Source organism: Snuella sedimenti (genome assembly GCF_016428595.1).
Lineage (GTDB): Bacteria > Bacteroidota > Bacteroidia > Flavobacteriales > Flavobacteriaceae > Snuella > Snuella sedimenti.
This window is the reverse complement of the sequence record NZ_JAELVQ010000015.1, coordinates 21644-40441: the sequence shown is the minus strand read 5'-3', so window position 1 is coordinate 40441 and position 18798 is coordinate 21644. Positions and strand designations below refer to the sequence as shown.

General features: G+C 34.0%; 15 protein-coding genes. 4 read left to right on the top strand and 11 right to left on the bottom strand.

Annotated elements, in window-relative coordinates; genetic code table 11:
- Nucleotides 1-947: 947 nt before the first annotated feature.
- Together carB and rpmH are read right to left on the bottom strand one after the other, a co-directional pair.
- Nucleotides 948-3800 carry a carbamoyl-phosphate synthase large subunit gene (gene carB, locus JF259_RS11800; protein WP_199115535.1) on the bottom strand — a complete coding sequence of 951 codons (2853 nt, stop codon included), beginning with the start codon at nt 3798-3800 and terminating at the stop codon, nt 948-950.
- 114 nt (nt 3801-3914) lie between these two features.
- Nucleotides 3915-4076, bottom strand: a complete 162-nt coding sequence (gene rpmH, locus JF259_RS11795; protein WP_027878648.1) for a 50S ribosomal protein L34 — start codon at nt 4074-4076, stop codon at nt 3915-3917.
- 297 nt (nt 4077-4373) lie between these two features.
- Here rpmH and JF259_RS11790 point away from each other — a divergent pair, with 297 nt between their 5' ends.
- Complete coding sequence (locus tag JF259_RS11790; protein WP_199115534.1) at nt 4374-4949, top strand: DUF2892 domain-containing protein; 576 nt, start codon at nt 4374-4376, stop codon at nt 4947-4949.
- Nucleotides 4950-5248: 299 nt separating this feature from the next.
- On the opposite strand, the gene JF259_RS11785 is transcribed toward JF259_RS11790, so the two are convergent.
- Nucleotides 5249-6175: a lytic transglycosylase domain-containing protein gene (locus JF259_RS11785; protein WP_199115573.1), complete on the bottom strand. Its 927-nt coding sequence runs from the start codon at nt 6173-6175 to the stop codon at nt 5249-5251.
- Nucleotides 6176-6223: 48 nt separating this feature from the next.
- Entirely contained in the window at nt 6224-6892 is a 669-nt protein-coding gene (locus JF259_RS11780; RefSeq protein ID WP_199115533.1) for an alpha/beta hydrolase, read from the bottom strand.
- Between the two features lie 195 nt (nt 6893-7087).
- On the opposite strand from JF259_RS11780, the gene JF259_RS11775 reads away from it, so the two are divergent.
- Nucleotides 7088-7384 (top strand): N-acetyltransferase, encoded by a 297-nt coding sequence (locus JF259_RS11775; RefSeq protein WP_199115532.1) that lies wholly within the window; start codon nt 7088-7090, stop codon nt 7382-7384.
- Between the two features lie 199 nt (nt 7385-7583).
- Here JF259_RS11775 and JF259_RS11770 read toward each other — a convergent pair whose 3' ends face one another.
- From JF259_RS11770 to JF259_RS11750, 5 genes are all read right to left on the bottom strand, one after another.
- Nucleotides 7584-8117 carry a hypothetical protein gene (locus JF259_RS11770; RefSeq protein WP_199115531.1) on the bottom strand — a complete coding sequence of 178 codons (534 nt, stop codon included), beginning with the start codon at nt 8115-8117 and terminating at the stop codon, nt 7584-7586.
- A 108-nt stretch (nt 8118-8225) separates the two neighbouring features.
- Nucleotides 8226-9572 (bottom strand): tRNA (N(6)-L-threonylcarbamoyladenosine(37)-C(2))-methylthiotransferase MtaB, encoded by a 1347-nt coding sequence (gene mtaB, locus JF259_RS11765; protein ID WP_199115530.1) that lies wholly within the window; start codon nt 9570-9572, stop codon nt 8226-8228.
- Between the two features lie 217 nt (nt 9573-9789).
- Nucleotides 9790-10365, bottom strand: coding sequence for a YceI family protein (locus JF259_RS11760; RefSeq protein ID WP_199115529.1), 576 nt, complete (start codon nt 10363-10365; stop codon nt 9790-9792).
- 206 nt (nt 10366-10571) lie between these two features.
- A complete protein-coding gene (locus tag JF259_RS11755; protein WP_199115528.1) occupies nt 10572-11852 on the bottom strand; it encodes a hypothetical protein in 1281 nt (426 codons plus the stop codon).
- A gap of 34 nt (nt 11853-11886) precedes the next feature.
- Entirely contained in the window at nt 11887-12468 is a 582-nt protein-coding gene (locus JF259_RS11750; protein ID WP_199115527.1) for a YceI family protein, read from the bottom strand.
- Nucleotides 12469-12826: 358 nt separating this feature from the next.
- Between JF259_RS11750 and JF259_RS11745 the strand changes: the two genes are divergently transcribed.
- Nucleotides 12827-14155, top strand: coding sequence for an L-fuconate dehydratase (locus JF259_RS11745; RefSeq protein WP_199115526.1), 1329 nt, complete (start codon nt 12827-12829; stop codon nt 14153-14155).
- Between the two features lie 665 nt (nt 14156-14820).
- On the top strand, nt 14821-16134 hold the full coding sequence (locus tag JF259_RS11740; RefSeq protein ID WP_199115525.1) for a thioredoxin family protein: 1314 nt from the start codon (nt 14821-14823) through the stop codon (nt 16132-16134).
- Between the two features lie 42 nt (nt 16135-16176).
- Here JF259_RS11740 and JF259_RS11735 read toward each other — a convergent pair whose 3' ends face one another.
- Both JF259_RS11735 and JF259_RS11730 read right to left on the bottom strand, forming a co-directional pair.
- Nucleotides 16177-16815 (bottom strand): HAD family hydrolase, encoded by a 639-nt coding sequence (locus JF259_RS11735; protein ID WP_199115524.1) that lies wholly within the window; start codon nt 16813-16815, stop codon nt 16177-16179.
- Nucleotides 16816-16907: 92 nt separating this feature from the next.
- Nucleotides 16908-18593, bottom strand: a complete 1686-nt coding sequence (locus tag JF259_RS11730) for an RluA family pseudouridine synthase (protein ID WP_199115523.1) — start codon at nt 18591-18593, stop codon at nt 16908-16910.
- Between the last annotated feature and the right edge of the window lie 205 nt (nt 18594-18798).

The following is an 18798-nucleotide window of genomic DNA, read 5'->3' as shown; positions in this document are numbered from 1 at the left end:
AAATGACCTATAACAAATTTCAAAAACGAATTTTAAACAGTCTCTAAGTAATTTATAAATTTTCAGATTTTAATCCCAAAACCTTATTTACAGATTAATAATTATAATTATTTGAATCTTACTTAATTCTCTAAGAAAACCTTAAAACAGGTAATTTTTAAGTATTCATACAAATTTAGTTAGTCATAATGATTAGCGCTACTATAAATGTCACCACGACCTATACTATTTTTGCCATAACAACCTTATGTCTTAGAATAACGCAACGACAGTTCAAACGATTGAATGTATACAAATATAAATATTTTTTTACCTCGCAGTCAGTATATATATAGTTTTGTAAATCCTCCCCTTATTCGTGACTTAATTTTCTTTCAAAAATTTAAAAAAGGCAAAAAAAGTATCACATCTGGTTTAATAATTAGTAGCCCTAACCCCAGTAGCTTGCTATATTTGTAACATAATATGAGATTATATTAGAGTTAGTTTAGTTTTTTAGTAAAGGGTTGACATTGTATGTCAGCCCTTTATTGTTTTACCAAGCTTCATAACGAAGAATATGGCGCCTTAATAAAATTAAATACCAATCCACTAATAAAAAAATTTCTTGGAACGAAGCATCCTCGAGGCAGAGCCATAGGGGTACACTTAGAATGCTCAGTACAGGTTTAGCTCGTTTCATTTTGACCTTTTCGGTCAAAAATCGAAATTCTGTTATTTAGATTTCCGTTTTAACGGGAATGACAATTTCAATGGAAACCCCGAGGCAGAGCCTCGAGGAATTCTTTTCGATTAAATTTTATACCTTTTATTATAAAAGGGTGTATACTTACTAAACATAATTTAAAATGAGCATGAGTATTATAATTTTACGAGAGCTGGCTATTACTCAAAAATTATGTACAAAAAAAGCCGCTTAAAGCGGCTTTATATATTTGTTGTTTAAGTTATTTACTTAAATACATTTTCCTTCTGGAATACAGATCGTAAAACGCGTCGTCTTTTAAACTGTCTATAAATAAGATGCTTTCTCCTGTACTTTTCATTTCTGGTCCCAATTTCTTATTTACATTAGGGAACTTGTTAAAAGAGAATACAGGTTGTTTTATAGCATAGCCCTCCAATTTCGGATTGAAGTTAAAATCTTTAAGCTTTTTATCGCCCAACATTACTTTAGTAGCATAGTTTACATAAGGTTCTCCATATGCCTTTGCTATAAATGGCACTGTTCTGGATGCTCTTGGGTTTGCTTCAATAATAAAAACTGTATCGTCCTTTATAGCAAACTGAATATTGATTAATCCCACAGTATTTAATGCCAGAGCAATCTTCTTTGTATGGTCTTTTATTTGCTGCATTACCAGGTCACCAAGGTTAAACGGAGGCAATGTAGAGTTACTATCACCTGAATGAATACCACAAGGCTCGATATGCTCCATGATACCAATAATGTAAACATCTTCTCCATCACATATAGCATCGGCTTCAGCCTCAATGGCACCATCTAAATAATGATCTAAAAGCAATTTATTGTCTGGCATTTTACTCAACAAATCAACCACATGCTTTTCAAGTTCAGCTTTATTGATAACGATTTTCATTCCTTGACCTCCTAGAACATAGGACGGACGCACTAAAATTGGAAAATCTAGTACATCGGCTATTGCTAAAGCTTCATCAGCCGTTGTAGCAATATCAAATTTAGGATAAGGTATATTATTTTCTTTTAACAAGTTTGAAAACAAACCTCTGTCCTCAGCTAAATCTAAGGCTTCAAAACTTGTTCCTAATATCTTTATACCATATCGCGATAACTTTTCTGCAAGCTTTAAAGCCGTTTGTCCACCTAGCTGAACAATTACACCTTCTGGCTTTTCATGTTTGATTATATCGTATATATGCTCCCAAAAAACAGGCTCGAAATATAGCTTATCTGCTGTATCGAAATCGGTTGAAACGGTTTCTGGATTACAGTTAATCATAATGGTTTCGTATCCTACTTCTGCTGCTGCCAAAACGCCATGTACACAACAATAATCAAATTCAATACCTTGTCCTATTCTATTGGGCCCTGATCCTAAAACTATTACTTTTTTCTTGTCGGAAACCACACTTTCGTTATCTGCATAACGCTTTCCATCGGCTGTTTCCATATCGCTTTCGAACGTAGAATAATAATAAGGTGTTTGTGCTTTAAATTCTGCGGCACAAGTATCTACTAACTTGTAAACCCTGTTAATACCAAGCGCTTCCCGCTTATTATACACCTGACTTTCTAAACAACCTAGCATATGTGCAATCTGTCTGTCACCATACCCTTTTTGCTTAGCCTCTAACAACAGTTCTTTTTCTATGGAATCGATAGTATATGTAGATATTTCGTTTTGAAGCAAATACAATTCCTCATATTGTTTCAAGAACCACATATCAATTTTGGTAATCTCATGGATTCTACTTAATGGAATACCTTTAGCTATGGCATCATAAATTATAAATACACGATCCCAAGAAGCATAGGTTAACTTCTCTATAATCTGATCGTAATTTTTATTTTCTTTACCATCCGCTCCTAATCCATTACGCTTAATTTCAAGTGACTGCGTAGCCTTGTGTAAAGCTTCTTGGAATGAACGTCCAATTCCCATAACCTCTCCAACAGATTTCATTTGAAGCCCTAAAGTTCGATCGGATCCTTCAAACTTATCAAAATTCCAACGTGGTATTTTTACGATTACATAATCTAAAGTTGGTTCGAATAAGGCCGATGTAGACTTCGTAATTTGGTTACTTAATTCGTCCAAGTTATACCCAATAGCCAATTTAGCCGCTATTTTTGCAATAGGATATCCTGTTGCCTTACTGGCCAAGGCAGATGAGCGTGATACACGTGGGTTTATTTCGATGGCTATTATATCCTCTTTCTCATCTGGACTTACTGCAAACTGCACATTACACCCCCCTGCAAAATCACCAATGCTGCGCATCATATGGATTGCCATGTCCCGCATTCTTTGATAGGTTCTATCGCTTAAGGTCATTGCAGGTGCTACAGTAATTGAATCTCCAGTATGGATCCCCATAGGATCCATATTTTCTATAGAACAGATAATTACCACATTATCGTTAGCATCTCTTAACAACTCTAACTCATACTCCTTCCAACCAATTAATGCTTTATCGATCATTACCTCGTGAATTGGAGAAATTTCCAAACCACGTGTTAGCAACTCATCAAAATCTTCTTCTTTATGTACAAAAGAAGCACCAGCACCTCCAAGTGTATAGGATGCTCTAATAACTAAAGGAAACCCAAATTCTTGCGCAATTTCTTTTCCCTTTAAATAAGAAGTTGCGGTCGCTTGTGGCGCCATAGGAATGCCTATTTTAAGCATTAGCTCCCTAAATTGCTCTCTATCTTCCGTAATGTTTATTGCATCAATATCAACACCAATGATTTCAACACCAAAGTCTTCCCAAATACCTTTTTCATCTGCTTCTATACAGAGGTTCAATGCTGTTTGACCTCCCATAGTTGGTAATACTGCATCTATTTGTGGGTGTTCTTTTAAAATTTTAATTAAGGATTTAGTATTGAGGGGCAACAAATAAACATGATCCGCCATAGAAGGATCTGTCATAATAGTTGCTGGATTCGAGTTTATAAGAATGGTTTCAATTCCATCTTCCCTTAATGATCTTAAGGCTTGAGATCCAGAATAATCAAATTCACAAGCTTGTCCGATAACAATAGGTCCCGAACCAATAATTAAAATAGATTTAAGTTTTGAATTTTTTGGCATTTTTACTGTATTGTTTTGTCTTTATATAATTTTAAAATTGCTAGGTGATGACCAGATATAAAAAAAGGCGTTACACATAAGCAACACCTTTAAATTATTAACAATGAAAAATCATTATTTTTTATGTCTTGTTTCAGAAGATACAGAAAGTTTTTTTCTTCCCTTAGCTCTTCTACGAGCAAGGACTTTTCTACCGTTAGCAGAAGCCATTCGCTCTCTAAAACCATGCTTGTTTCTTCTCTTTCTTTTTGATGGTTGAAACGTTCTTTTACTCATTACCTTGTATCTTTAAATCTGAATGTATTATCTTTAATTTGGTGTTTTTCCAAAACTGAGTGCAAATATACAAAGAGTTTTCACTTTGACAAACCTTATTTAAAAAATATTTTTATAAGCTTATTTTTTTTGATCCAGTACTATAAAACACTAGTTACTGAAGGTGAATTTACTCCCTTATTTATTAAAATCGCATGGGGTAAATTAAATAAAAAATTAGTTTCTTTGCAGTCTAAATTAAAAGGCACTATTTACAAGATATTAAGTGTCTAAAACACCTATTTAAATTACGTCAAAATGTACAATAAAATTATAAAACTAATTATTGCGGCTGGTATCAATGCTTTTGCAGTTTATCAATTCACAGAGGGGTATGTAGGTAATGGTATCATGTTTATATTATTATCCTTGATTTTTGTATTTCTTTATTTTAAGAATGAATTTATTTTATTGGCTTTTTTAAGATTGCGCAAACAAGATTTTGAAGGTGCTAAAAAATGGCTCAACAAAATTAAAAATCCTGAAGCGGCACTAGTTAAAAAACAGCAAGGTTATTATAATTACCTACATGGTATTATGGTTTCACAAACCAATATGAATGAAGCGGAAAAATACTTTAAGAAAGCAATAGCTTTAGGGCTATCGATGGATCACGACCTTGCCATGGCAAAACTTAACCTATCGGGCATTGCCTTTTCTAAACGTAGAAAGCAAGAAGCACAAAGACTCTTATCTGAGGCTCAAAAATTAGATAAGCGTGGTATGCTTACAGACCAAATTAAAATGATGAAAGATAATATGAAGCGTGCACAAATGCCTAATCAACATTATGGAGCGGGTGGTTCACTTAGACAGCAGAAAAGAAGAGGTTAAAACGGCTATACATATAATAATAAAACAAGGCAACCATAAATCGATTTATGGTTGCCTTGTTTTTTCTAGATACTTCGGTCTTTTGATTTCATTTTTTTGAATCTTATAAAGTATAAAATGTTTGAAGACCAATGCTGGGTATGATAGTTACCTATCAATATCTTTTAGAAGCACATCAAAACAAATAAAAAAGCTGCCTAAAATTAGACAGCTTATATTTTTACAGAACTAGTTCAAGCATTTCCAGATTTACTCGATAATCGAGATTTAAATGCTTCGTGTACTTTCATCGAGTTAGTTTACTGTACATCATAATACCCCTCTTTGGGAATATCGATAAAATATTGCTTTCTGGACTTGTTATTAAGGTGGCCTTCTCTTAACCAAGGGTTATGAAGCTTTAGAATTTTATAATTGATCCCAAAGTTTTCGGCAAACTTTGAAAAATTGGTTACAGCAGTATCGACCTCAACTTTATATGTTGGCACATTGCTATACAAATCTTTCTCCCTGAAATTAAAACCATACTTTGTAGGATGTGTTAAAATTTCTTTCAATGCTACTATTCTAAAGAGGTAACGCCCGGTTTCTTCTCCTAATAATAAATCATAATAACTAGCAACATTCTGTTCACTTAAACGTCTTGAGACACCTGCGTTTCCTGCATTATATGCTGCTGCTGCCAGTGTCCAAGACCCCAGTTGTTCTTTCGATTTTAATAGGTATTTGCAAGCGACTTCGGTTGCTTTCTCTAAGTTGTACCTTTCGTCTACATTCGTGTTAATTTCTAAGCCATTTTCTCTTCCAGTAGACTTCATGATTTGCCATACTCCCCTGGCTCCTGCCGGCGATACAGCATTGGTCAAACCGCTTTCTATCACTGCTAAATACTTAAAATCATCGGGCACACCATACTTTGCCAGAATGGGTTCCATAACCGGAAAGTATTTTTTAGCTCTTTTGAACATAAGCAAACCATTAGACTGCCAATAAGTATTAACCAATAACTCCCTATCCATACGTTCCAGAATATCAGGGTTCTTTAAAGGCATAGGCTCACCAGCAAAGTCTAAATTTTCGGGTACCTGTAATGCATAAACGTTATAATCGTTTATGAGTTTTGTTTCAAAATTCTCATCGGTAGGAGCGTCTTGTAATGCATAAATAAACAAGGCAGATAAACTTAATAATCCCACAAACGCCAGTGCTTTTTCTACTATCTTCATCATTAAAAAGTTTTGTATAAAATTAAAAAAAATAATTGAAAGAGCCCATTAAGTATTTAAAATGATTTCCGGCAAATGCTCGTTAAACCACTTATATTTATTGATAATCATTATATGCGAACCATTTTTTACTGTAATACACGTTTCAATATTTTTTATTGGAAATACTGCATCATTATCGCCATGAATATGCACTATATCATCTTGAAAAGACTCTTGCTTCCAACACACCATATTCTTAATGGCCCAACTTAAATACTCTGGATCGTTAACAGATAAGTATTTTTTATATAAATCCATTCGCTTTGCAACGCTACTTCCAAAAGCATATTTTGCTAGTACATCTATATTCGCAGCCAATTGTGTCGGGATTAACTTGTAAGCTTTTGTTTTACATGCCAACAACATTTGCACAGGTAACTCCCTAACAGTTTTCACACTCGAAACTATAATTAGCTTTTTAACCTTGACATGTTTACTAATTTCTTGAACCAAGACACCTCCAAATGACACACCTAATAATACAATATCATCGTGTTTTATGTTTCTAGAAACTCGCAAGGCATAATCATAAAGCGATTCATTATTGCTTAAAGGCATTATCCATTCTAGCCAATGGATTTTAAACCGATCCTCGGGCAATTTAATATGCTCAAAAATAACTGGACTGGCAGCCATGCCCGGCATCAAATAAACATGAATTGTCTCTTGTGGCATTTATTCTAATAAATTTTCACAAACGATAAAAGCTACTTCACTTTAAGCATAAAAATGCACCTAATAGTTTATTTAATAAGGCATTAACTTAAATTCTCCTTTAGAATGATACTTTTTTTTTGTAAATTTGTACCACAAAGCTAATAAAATAGTCCTCACTATTAATATTCCATTGAAATAAAACATATACACACCATGATTGATGCTGCAGAATTAATAGACAATGATTTCTTACGCCAATTTGAAATTAAAGTTGATGATCATTTAGCTAAAATTGAATACTCCTTGCAAGAGCGCAAAATTTTTTTAACAAAGCTTGTTATTCCTGAAGAAATTAATGACGAAGGTTTTAGTAAAGAATTTCTATCTGCTGTTTTTAAACACATCGAAGACCGTAATTTAAGTGTTGTCCCTACAAGCCCTGAAATTGCTAAATTTGTTAGAAGCAATAGAAAATACAAACGAATGCTACCGGTAGGCGTAAGGATTTAAGCTGTTTTACTTAAAATAGTCTAGTACGGAAAAGCCCTCTGCTTATTGGAAGCAAAGGTTGTTTATTGATGCCTAATATATTCCTAAGAGCAGACTAATTCTTATTCAAATTTAAGTTTACGCACATAATATATGCCTTTTGTCAGCATACAAAAAACATCATTTTTTTTTAAATTGGTGTAACGAGAAGCACACAATCTTATCCTTTTGTGAATACATAGGTCACGTCTTGAGAAAGAATAGTTTCTGACGTTTCACTATCCTTAACCACAAACCCGTTAGCAACTTCCATTGTAAGCGTATTATCTTTAAATGTTAAAACCGAGCTACCTCCAACTTTATTAAGTGTAATATCTGCATCGACAACAATAGTATTATCACTTTTGGTATAAGTAAAAGGGAGTGGTGCATTATCTGAATCTGTAACCGAAGTAGACATGAAAGTCAACATTTCACCTTCTGCCACAGCATTAAATGAAACATGTAATGCCGAATAAAAAATACTTCCGTTAAAATTGTCGGTAATGACTAAAGTTGAATTATTTAAATAACCAAACTCTGTTAGTAGGTTAGTACTTTTTACACCATCACTATTTAAATCCATTGGGGTGTTTACCTGCCAAGCGGACAGATTCCAAGTTCCTTCAAGAGCAACATCGACATCATCACTACTACAACTAGAAAAGAATACCAACAAACAGGCTAAGTAACATATTGAAACTAATTTTTTCATACAATTTGGGGATTATATGAAGTAAAAATAAAAGTCAATACGTTATTTGTACAAAAAATCGGGTAAGATGTACAAAATTCGGTTAAACCTGTAAATCAATAGTGTAAACTAGCTGCAATATACATTTGCGAACTCAAATCGAACCAAACCGTCGTCATCAATTTTGGTTAATTCAATATCATGTAACGTATTTACTAATTCTGGATTCCACGGTGTTTTTACCTTTACATAGTTTTCTGTAAAGCCATGGATATATCCTTCCTTATTTTCACTTTCGAAGAGCACTTTACGGAAGCTTCCTAATTGACTTTCATAAAATGCGCGACGCTTTTTAACCGATAAACCGCGTAGCATCTTACTTCGCTTACTCCTGACCTTCATTGGTACTACACCATCCATTCCAACTGCTTCGGTGTTATCGCGTTCAGAATAGGTGAACACATGTAAATAAGAAATATCGAGCGTGTTTAAAAAATTATAGGTTTCAAGAAAATGTGTATCTGTTTCCCCCGGAAATCCAACAATAACATCTACACCAATACAGGCATGTGGCATTACCTCCCTTATTCTCGATACACGATCTACATATAATTCACGCATATAGCGGCGTTTCATTTTTTTAAGAATGGTATTGCTACCACTTTGTAACGGAATGTGAAAATGTGGCACAAAAGACTTACTTGACGAAACAAAGTCTATCGTTTCATTCTTTAACAAATTAGGTTCTATAGACGAAATACGCAAACGTTCAATGCCATCAACCATATCTAAAGCCTGAACAAGTTCAAAAAAGGTGTGCTCGTGTTTTTTATTTCCAAACTCTCCTTTACCATAATCACCAATGTTAACACCTGTTAAAACGATCTCTTTAATGTTTTGTTCAGATATCTCCCTGGCATTTTGCAATACATTCTTCAAGCTGTCACTTCTTGAAATACCTCGTGCCAAAGGAATAGTACAGTAAGTACATTTATAATCACAGCCATCCTGTACCTTTAAAAAGGCTCGGGTACGATCGCCTATTGAATAGGAACCTACATAAAAATCGGCGTCTTCAATATCGCAGGAATGCACCTCTCCTATGCCTCGATTACGGTTCGGCTGATTTAATAAATCGTTTATATAACTTGTTAAATTAAACTTTTCGGTAGCACCAAGAACCAAATCTACACCATTAACATCTGCCAATTCATGTGGCTTAAGTTGCGCATAACAACCAATTGCCGCAACAAAAGCATCTGGATTGCTTTTATGCGCTTGCTTTACTATAGATTTAAAGCGTTTGTCGGCATTTTCGGTTACCGAACAGGTATTAATAACATAAATATCTGCCTTTTCTGAAAAATCTACACGATCAAAACCTTCGTTAGTAAATCCCCTTGCTATCGTTGAAGTTTCAGAAAAATTCAATTTACATCCTAATGTATAAAATGCTACTTTTTTTCTAGTGCCCATCTAATTAATTAAAGGCTACAAAGTTAATAAAAAAGACAAGAATCTTTTAGAGACTGTTTAAATTCCACCTTTTGGTTTTGTTATCCCCCTTTTTTCACCACTTTTCGTTATGAAAATCCTCATTTAGCGCTGCTAAACTCCGGTTTAAAAGCCTTAATTGGCAAAAAAATGACCTATAACTAATTTCAAAAACGAATTTTAAACAGTCTCTTAGAAGTTATATTTCTTTAAGTTGAAGTTGAAAATTGATTTCAATGGCATCTTTCACCACCACTAAACCCAGAAATTTTTTGGGTGGTTCTAGGTTAAAATCACTAATCCTTAAATTCAAGATCCCTTCAACATTCATACTTTTACCTGCATCCAATTTAACAGGAACTGTATACGATCTTGTAACACCTGCTATGTTTAAATCCAAATCTGCTTGAACAATGTTTTTATTTAATGTGCCTTTTTTAATTCCCTTTAGGGTAAGGAATATTTGAGGATACATTTCTGATTTCAACAACTCTTGAAAATCATTGTTCATACCTTTATGACCACAATCGAAATGCACATTGTCTAAAATCAGGGTTGCTTTAGTAAAAACGATTTTACCATCCTTTTTTTCAAAAAAAACAGGAATTGGTTTTACCAATTGATTAATATTATAATAACATGTAAAACTATTAATGTTGGTAGATCCTTTTACAAACAGGGAGCTTTCATGTGTTATAACAACCAAGGTTGTATTCCTCTTTTCCGTAAAAGCCAACAATGTCATAATTATAACTATAAAAACAATCCGCTTCATCTGTTTATTTCTTTTGCTTCTCAATTATCAGACCTGGCTACCGAATGAAATTTATGAATGTTCATTTCACCTTTACCATCAGTTGTTACACTAACAAAGTTACTATTTTCGATCTGATTCTAAAAAATGAGCCCCTGAACATATGCCAAATTACAGTCATATTACCCAGAGGCTTTACTAATTATTAGTTTATTCACTATTACATTTTAAAAACTAATGGCTGCTTCTAAAACTAAACCATTAAACTTACCTTCATAATGAATATCGGAATTAGGATAATCGTTATATTCTTGGTTAACATACTCAGCTTTCATTAAGATATTCTTGGTCATAAACCAACCTGCTGTTAATTGGAATCTGTTTACAGTAACATCATCTCCACTTGCTAACTCACCATTAACGGTATTATAACGTGTTCCTAAGTATAAGTTTTCTTTATTTCCGAATCTGTAAAGCAACTCACCTGATACTTGATTCCAAGTTCTATCGTTGGTTTCACTAACTTTTTTACCTTTGGCTGATTCAATAATTCCGAAGAATTCCAATCCTTTATATTTTAAGAATGGGTTGATCATGAAGGCTGTCATCTCATTTTTTAAGTCTGGATTGATTCTACCTGCTCTAAAACTGTCCCCTACAGCGTCCCCATTAATATCTTTTCCATTCATTACAGTATAATAACGAGATCCTGCTCTATCACCGCTATAAAGGTAGATACCTCTGGCATTATTATGAGCACTGTGGAATAACGATCCTGTTAAACGGAAACGGAAGTCATCATTAACTTGTTTATCATATCCAAACTTTGCTAAAAACGATGGGCTTGTTTGATCTTTATCGGTTACATTTTGATTTAATTTCCCGTTAGTTAATCCGAGCATACCTAACCAACCTTTATTAAGATAATATACCTCTGCTCCTACTTCGGTAGTAAAGGCATCCATAATGTAATTCCCAACAAAAGGATTGTGTAATGCCATGGCGTTATCACTTCTTCTAAAGTGACCATCACCATAGTTATTTTCCATATGTCCAATTTTAATTCTAACGTACTTCATTAGATCTTCTGCAAACCCTTCACTGATAAAGTCTAATTTATCTATTTGGATATACCCGCCTTTAACATAGGCTTCTGTGTGATGTTGTGAAGACAAATAGGTACGCAAATGCATTCTAACACCATCATATAAAGCGACATCTAAATCTAAGTTTGCTGTTGCTAGGTTAAAATTAGATCCTAAATCTGTAAGTGTAATGTCGCTATTTGAATTTTCCTGTGACAAGGCTTGGAATTGTAATGTAGAAGCCCCTCCAAGTCTTACCTTAACCCCATCATATGTAGAAACAGTATCCTTAGCTGGCTCAAAGACATTAACGCCTCGTTGGTCTGGATCCCTATAGTTATCTAAACTTCTGTTTTGCGCATAAAAACTAAATCCGGTTAATATGGCTATCAATAACATTGATCTTTTTAAAATTGATTTCATGATATTTAAATTTAGTATTAAGTTATTCTATTGTTTATCTAAAAATTGTTGTGAATTTTATGGTTAAATCGTTTCCTGTTGTGATCGTTCCAAACAATGCCGTTGGCGGGTCAATATTAAAGTCTGTCATTTTTATATTTTTTTCTCCTGTTAAACTCACTTTTTCATCGGTTATCTCAACTATAAAATCTAAATCTAACCGCTTTTTAACTCCTGTAATTGTTAAATCTCCTATAGTTCTAACCTTAAATTTGCCATTTCCCTTGTCTTCCAACTCTTTTACCTCAACTAACTGAAACAACACATTTGGATAATCATCTGTTTTTAAAGCTTTAAAAGTATTCTTATCCATAGACCTCTTTCCGCTCTTCAAACTCTCTGATACTATTTTAACCCGACAAGCTTTTATCACACAATTGCTCGCATCTCTAAACTCAATACTACCACTTTGTGCCTCTGCTTCTATATGCCAATCGTGCAAACTAGAAGTTCCAAAAACTGTTAAAGAAGATTCACCATTTATTAAACTAAACTCTTGGGCGCTTACTTGTGTTATAAAAAGGAAAGTTACTAGCAAACTCCAAATACCTGAACTTATATTTTTAAACTCCCTCATTGTGATTTACCTTTTAAATTCTTACACAAAGTTCAGCCATACAGGACTATTAAAATATGACTTTTATCATATCAAATTCAATTTTGAAATAACAATGAGCCTTGATGTTATAAGATGTTATTGAAATTTCACCAAAAGCCAATAAACAAGAAAAAACATAAGCCAGTTTTCTTTAAAACATAAAAATAGCCGTAAAAAGTAACGCTTTATCTTTATTTTTTCGATAAAATAACCAACAAACCTATGGTACGAGCGTACTTGTTTAAAAAGCAAAAAAAGTATTAGCAAGAGTTGTTAAATTAGTAGAAACAATCTTAAAGATACCCTAGTTTTGCCATAGACACTTATTAAATAAATTATGAATACACCTATAATAATAACTGAGTTGCTTAGTAAGGACGTAAGGTTCCCTACAAGTGATGCCTTGGATGGTTCTGATGCCATGAATCCAGATCCAGATTATTCTGCTGCATATGTTATTTTAAAGACCAATCACCCAGAGTTTGAAGGACATGGATTAACATTTACCATTGGTCGTGGTAACGAGTTATGTGTAGCGGCCATCAATGCGTTATCGCATTTGGTAGTGGGCAAATCTTTAGAATCATTTACGCAAAACATGGGTGCGTTTTGGAAAATGATTACAAGCGATAGCCAATTGCGCTGGTTAGGCCCAGAAAAAGGCGTTATACATTTGGCTACTGGTGCTGTAGTAAATGCTGTTTGGGATTTATATGCTAAAGTAGCAGGTAAACCACTATGGAGATTAATTGCCGACATGTCTCCAGAGGAATTTGTTTCCTGTATAGATTTCACTTATATAACCGATGCGATTAGACCAAATGAAGCATTGGAGTTATTAAAAAAGCAAGAAACTACTAAACATGAACGCATTGCGAATTTATTGGAAAATGGTTATCCTGCTTACACTACTTCGGCTGGCTGGTTAGGCTATTCTGATGAGAAAATGCGCCGTTTATGCCGTGAAGCTAAAGCTGAAGGTTTTAAACACATGAAAATAAAAGTTGGCTCCGATTTACAAGACGATATGCGTCGTGCTGCCATTATTCGTGAAGAAATTGGTGACGACCTTCAATTAATGATGGATGCCAACCAAAAATGGGATGTAGACGAGGCTATTGAAAATATGGCTTCCTTAAAAAAATTCAATCCGTATTGGATTGAAGAGCCCACTAGTCCAGATGATATTTTGGGACATGCTAAAATAGCAAAGGCCGTGTCTCCCATAAAGGTAGCAACGGGCGAACACTGTCAAAACCGTGTTATTTTTAAGCAACTTATACAAGCAAATGCGCTTCAAATTTGCCAAATAGATAGCTGTCGTGTTGGTGGTGTTAATGAAATATTAGCTATTTTGCTCATCGCTGCCAAATACAATGTACCCGTATGTCCGCATGCCGGAGGTGTAGGTTTATGTGAATACGTACAACACTTATCTATGATTGATTATATTGCTGTAAGCGGAACAACAGAAGGTCGAATTATTGAATTTGTAGACCATTTACATGAGCACTTTTTCGAGCCCGTAGTGATTAAAAACGGGGCTTATATGCCACCTAAACAACCAGGATACAGTATTACCATGAAACCAGAATCGCTAGAAACCTATAGTTACCCTAACGGTGAGGTATGGAGCAAAAAACTAAATGCAACAACGGTCGATTAGATTTAGTTGTTCCATGGAAATAAAGAATTTCTTGAAACGAACTATCCCGAGGCAGAGCCGTAGGGGTATTTCGCTCGTTTCATTTTGACCTCACAAGGTCAAAAACCGAAATTCTGTATTTAGATTCCCGTTTTATTCATATACAATATTTTAAATTTTTTGTATTCATGAATCTTCGATTTCACGGGAATGACAATTTCAACGGAAACCCCGACGCAGAGCAGAGCGTCGAAGAATTCTTTTTGATTAAAAAGGAGTTGTCTAAAAAAGACAGCTCCTTTTTTGCTATTTATAGAAATTTATGCCTATGCAAAAATAACCTAAAAGCTCTACTAGCAAAACCAATTGCCCCCATTCAATCACTGTTATGACTATTTTGTCCCATTAAACTATTCCCAAAAAGCCATCTGAAGCAACATTTTTTGATGCTCCGATTATATATCAATGGCTCTTCAATATTAAAGTTGATTAAAAAAAACCTACAACGCTGGTTATTTTTGATAATTACAATATTTTTCTCACATACTTAATTTTCATTTTAACCGTTAAAACATTTTAGTTTAATAAGACATTAAAAGTTTTTCACAGTACAACAGGGACTAAAATAAAATGCAAATGGAATTAAGAATTGTATTAAAAAAACAAAAAATATAAACGATCTCAATATGAAAAAACAGTTGTTATGTTATGCTATCACCTTTATTTGTATAAACATATTTTCCCAAGAAATTATCGAAAACCCTAAATACAGTAGGATATACAAAAAGAACACTTTAATTAAAAAAATTGAATTAAACGAAACGGAAACCATACTTCATATTACCAGTAGAAATAAAGAAAAAAACTGGATTACCATTCCCAAAACCACATATATTTCAGACGAAGACAGTAATAAAAAAATGTTTGTCTTAAAAAGTGAAGGCATTTCATTAGGATCTAAAACACCTTTAAATGACAAAAACGAAATAAGTTACAAACTATTTTTTCCCGCTTTGCAAAAGACAAGTAATGTTATTGATTTAAAGATTGAAAAAGAAGCTATAGGTTCTTGGAAAGGGCAACCAAGAAATGATATTACATTGGCATATCGAATTGAAGTAAGGCTCCCACAAGAAAACAATATCTTTAATAAATTATCCTTAAAAAAAGCCTTTATAAAAGCTAAAAACGAGAACAAAAAAGTACTTTTATTCTTCACTGCCCCCTGGTGCGGCCCATGCAATTGGATGAAAAAATACATACATACTGATCGAGAAATAATAGACCTAATCAACAAAAATTATATTGCTGTAGAAATTAACAGAGATACACAAAAAGGAGCAAAATCAGCTAAAGAATATAACAACACTGGCATACCATACTATGTGGTATTGACTCCCAAAAATGAATTATTAAAAACCCAAACGGGATCTCGTAAAAAAGGAGATTTCATAGAATTTCTAACATTGAAAGGAACTAATATTCCCATAATCGTTGATAAGCCTAAGCAAAAAACAACACACATTGACCCAGGGTATGGATTACGCCTAGGCATAGTTAGAAATATTATGAACAATGGCGAGTTTGACCACAGAAATGGATTTACCGCAGACTTATTTTATTCTAAAGAAGTTAATGATTTATACTTATTTAGGACCGGATTCGGATTTAATTCCAAGGGAGTTAGGAATTTTTCAATCAACTATTTACGTTTTCCTGTTGAATTTGGAATAAAAATACTAAATGGTTCATTGATACATACACAAGGAGGCATTAGAGCTATGGTTTCTCCTTATTATGCTTTTAGGCTGAATAAAGAGAATAAAAACTTAAGCAGTAATGATTATGGTATACGCTTTGGTTTATCCCACTTTATTGGATCTGACAATGAACTTGAACTAGAACTCTATTATGAATATGGCATGCAAGATATCATTAAAGATTTGAATGGAAAACAAAACAATAAGGGACTAGGGCTTAGCTTATTACTTTCTTTATAATTTAAAAACTGGCAGGGCGTAAATCTGCTACTCACAGCATCTTTACACCTCTAGCAAGTCTATCAATTTTTCCATTTCGAAAAATACTGTGGCTCCCTCATTTTCAAATTCATATTGTTTTTTTCCATTTGCCAAGCCAAAAACATCAAACCCGCCTCTTTTTGCTGCAATTACCCCATAAATACTATCCTCAATAACGGCACATTCGCTAGGCTTGAACCCCATTTCACTTGCTGCATATTCAAAAATTTCGGGACTTGGTTTCCAGCTTCCAATCTCGTATGAGCTAAATATTCTATTTTCAAACTTTCCTATCAAACCAGTTGTTGCTAAATTCAGTTTTATTTTTTCTGTCGGTCCGCTAGAAGCCACACAATACGGAACAGAAATTTTTTCCAATAAAGTATGTATTCCTTTTATTGGCTTTAAATCTGTTTTAAAACGTTTAAAAGTGCGTTCCCTAAACTCCTTTTCAAAATGACTTGGCACTTTTTTGTCAATCAGGCTTTCTATAAATTTTAAAATGCTATTCAGTGATTTCCCAGTAAAATTTTCCATCGCATATTCCATTTCCATTTTTACGCCAATAGCATCCATCATTTCAATCAATACTTCATTTGAAATTTCTTCGCTATCAACGAGTACACCATCACAATCAAATATTATGCATTTATATTTCATAAAATTCACAGGTATTTTATAATTACCACAATACTTTTTCTAATCTAAAAATACACAAATAAAGCACTGTGCACTTGTGTTTTACTTAAACCCTAAAAAGGAGCCTTACTCTGTATGTTAAGTGTTTTCTTGGTTATAGGGTGCGTAAAGCGCAATAACTCGGCATGTAGATGAAGACGGTCTCCTTTTACACCGTATAGGTCATCCCCAACTATAGGCGCTTCTAAACCATCTACATGGGCTGCATGCACCCTTAACTGATGTGTACGTCCGGTTAAAGGATAAAAATAAACACGGGTTTTTCCATTTTCAACAGCTAATACTTCATACATTGTTTTAGCTGGTTTACCGTAATCATAACAAACCAACTGTTGAGGCCTGTTATCTAAATCAACCCGTAAAGGCAGACTAATACTCCCTTTATTTGCTTTAATACGTCCATCTAACAATGCTACATAGCGCTTTTGTATGGTACGTTCTATAAACTGTCTCTGCAACTGCTTATGTACATGCTCATTTTTGGCAACCAATAAGAGTCCTGAAGTAGACATATCTAAACGATGTACTAATAAAGGGCCTGTGGCATTTGGCAAATAACATTGCATTCGGGTAAGCACCGATTCTTTTAATGTTTTTCCTGGCACAGATAAAAACTCATGAGGTTTATTAACGACCAACAAATGATCGTCTTCATAAATAACATCTAAAAATCCATCAAACTTAACAGCCTTTTCAATGGGGTTTTCATCAACTGGCAATCCTTCCATCATATGCCCCAAAATAGGTTCACATTTACTTCTACAGGAAGGATAATAGTGTTTGTGTTTTCGCACTTCAGATTTTGGTGATAAACCCCACCAAAATTCTGCCATACAAATAGGCGTTAAATTATTTCTGTAAGCATACTGAAACAATTTAGGAGCTGCACATTCACCAGATCCAGCCGGAGGAACCGATGCTTTAGTCTTCTTAAAAATAGCAAGTAAATCTTTAGTCTCTATTTTGGCGTTTAAAAATTTATACTGTTCATGTATGCGCTTTTGCAAGGATGCCGATAGCTCACTTCGCTTTTGTTTTAATTCCCTTATAGGCTGCTTTAAAACGTTTAAAACATCTTTATCTTCCTGTATCTTGGCTTCCCAGTATAATTTTAAACGCTTTAAACGCAACTGATAGCTAATACTCTCATGTTTTAACTCTTCTACCAGCTTTTCATATTCCTGTGCCGGCACTATTTCTTTAGCTTTCTCACGCTGCTGCTTACGCTGCTGCTTCTTAACTTTAATTTCAGATTTAAGAGTCTGTAATTCACCTTGGTAAATTTCCTTATCCTCGTTTAATTGTGCTATTGCCTTTTGCAGCTCCGAAGCATTCTCGAAGGCCTCAATAGTAGCGTTCATTTCATTCAGCTTAGCCTCACCCTTTTTATAGAACCCCACTTCATTTAGAGTATTGTATATAGCAGGTACAAACCCATTTATATCATTGCTATCGGTTAACTTTCCAGAAAAGGCTGCCAGAAACCCCAAATCCCCTTTAATATCTTTAACCACCATTACACCAAACATCTTACCAACTGGACTTCCTCCCATTGTGGCATCCAATCCAAAATTATGCTTAAAATCGGTTTGGGATTCTAAATAAGCCTGTAAGGTTTCTGCCGCTTCTATACTTAACGGATGTGGTTCATAATAAAACGGGAAAGTAAATGCTTCGGGTAAAGCATGCTTAGAAGCATTTTGTAAGGGATGAAAAAGGGTGTCACCAAAATTAAGCATAGGTACTTTAAAAAACGCTGCAAAGAAACAAAATTTCACTTAGCTTAGTAATTCTAATTACACAAATCAAAGAAAATTAGAATAAAAAGGGTACAATAAAACTCCTACTAGTACTTATAATTTAGTACTATGCCTTAGCTTAGACAACAAAAACTTTACAAACACCCCTAGAAAAAGTACTATAGCTATTATAGGTAATACCATT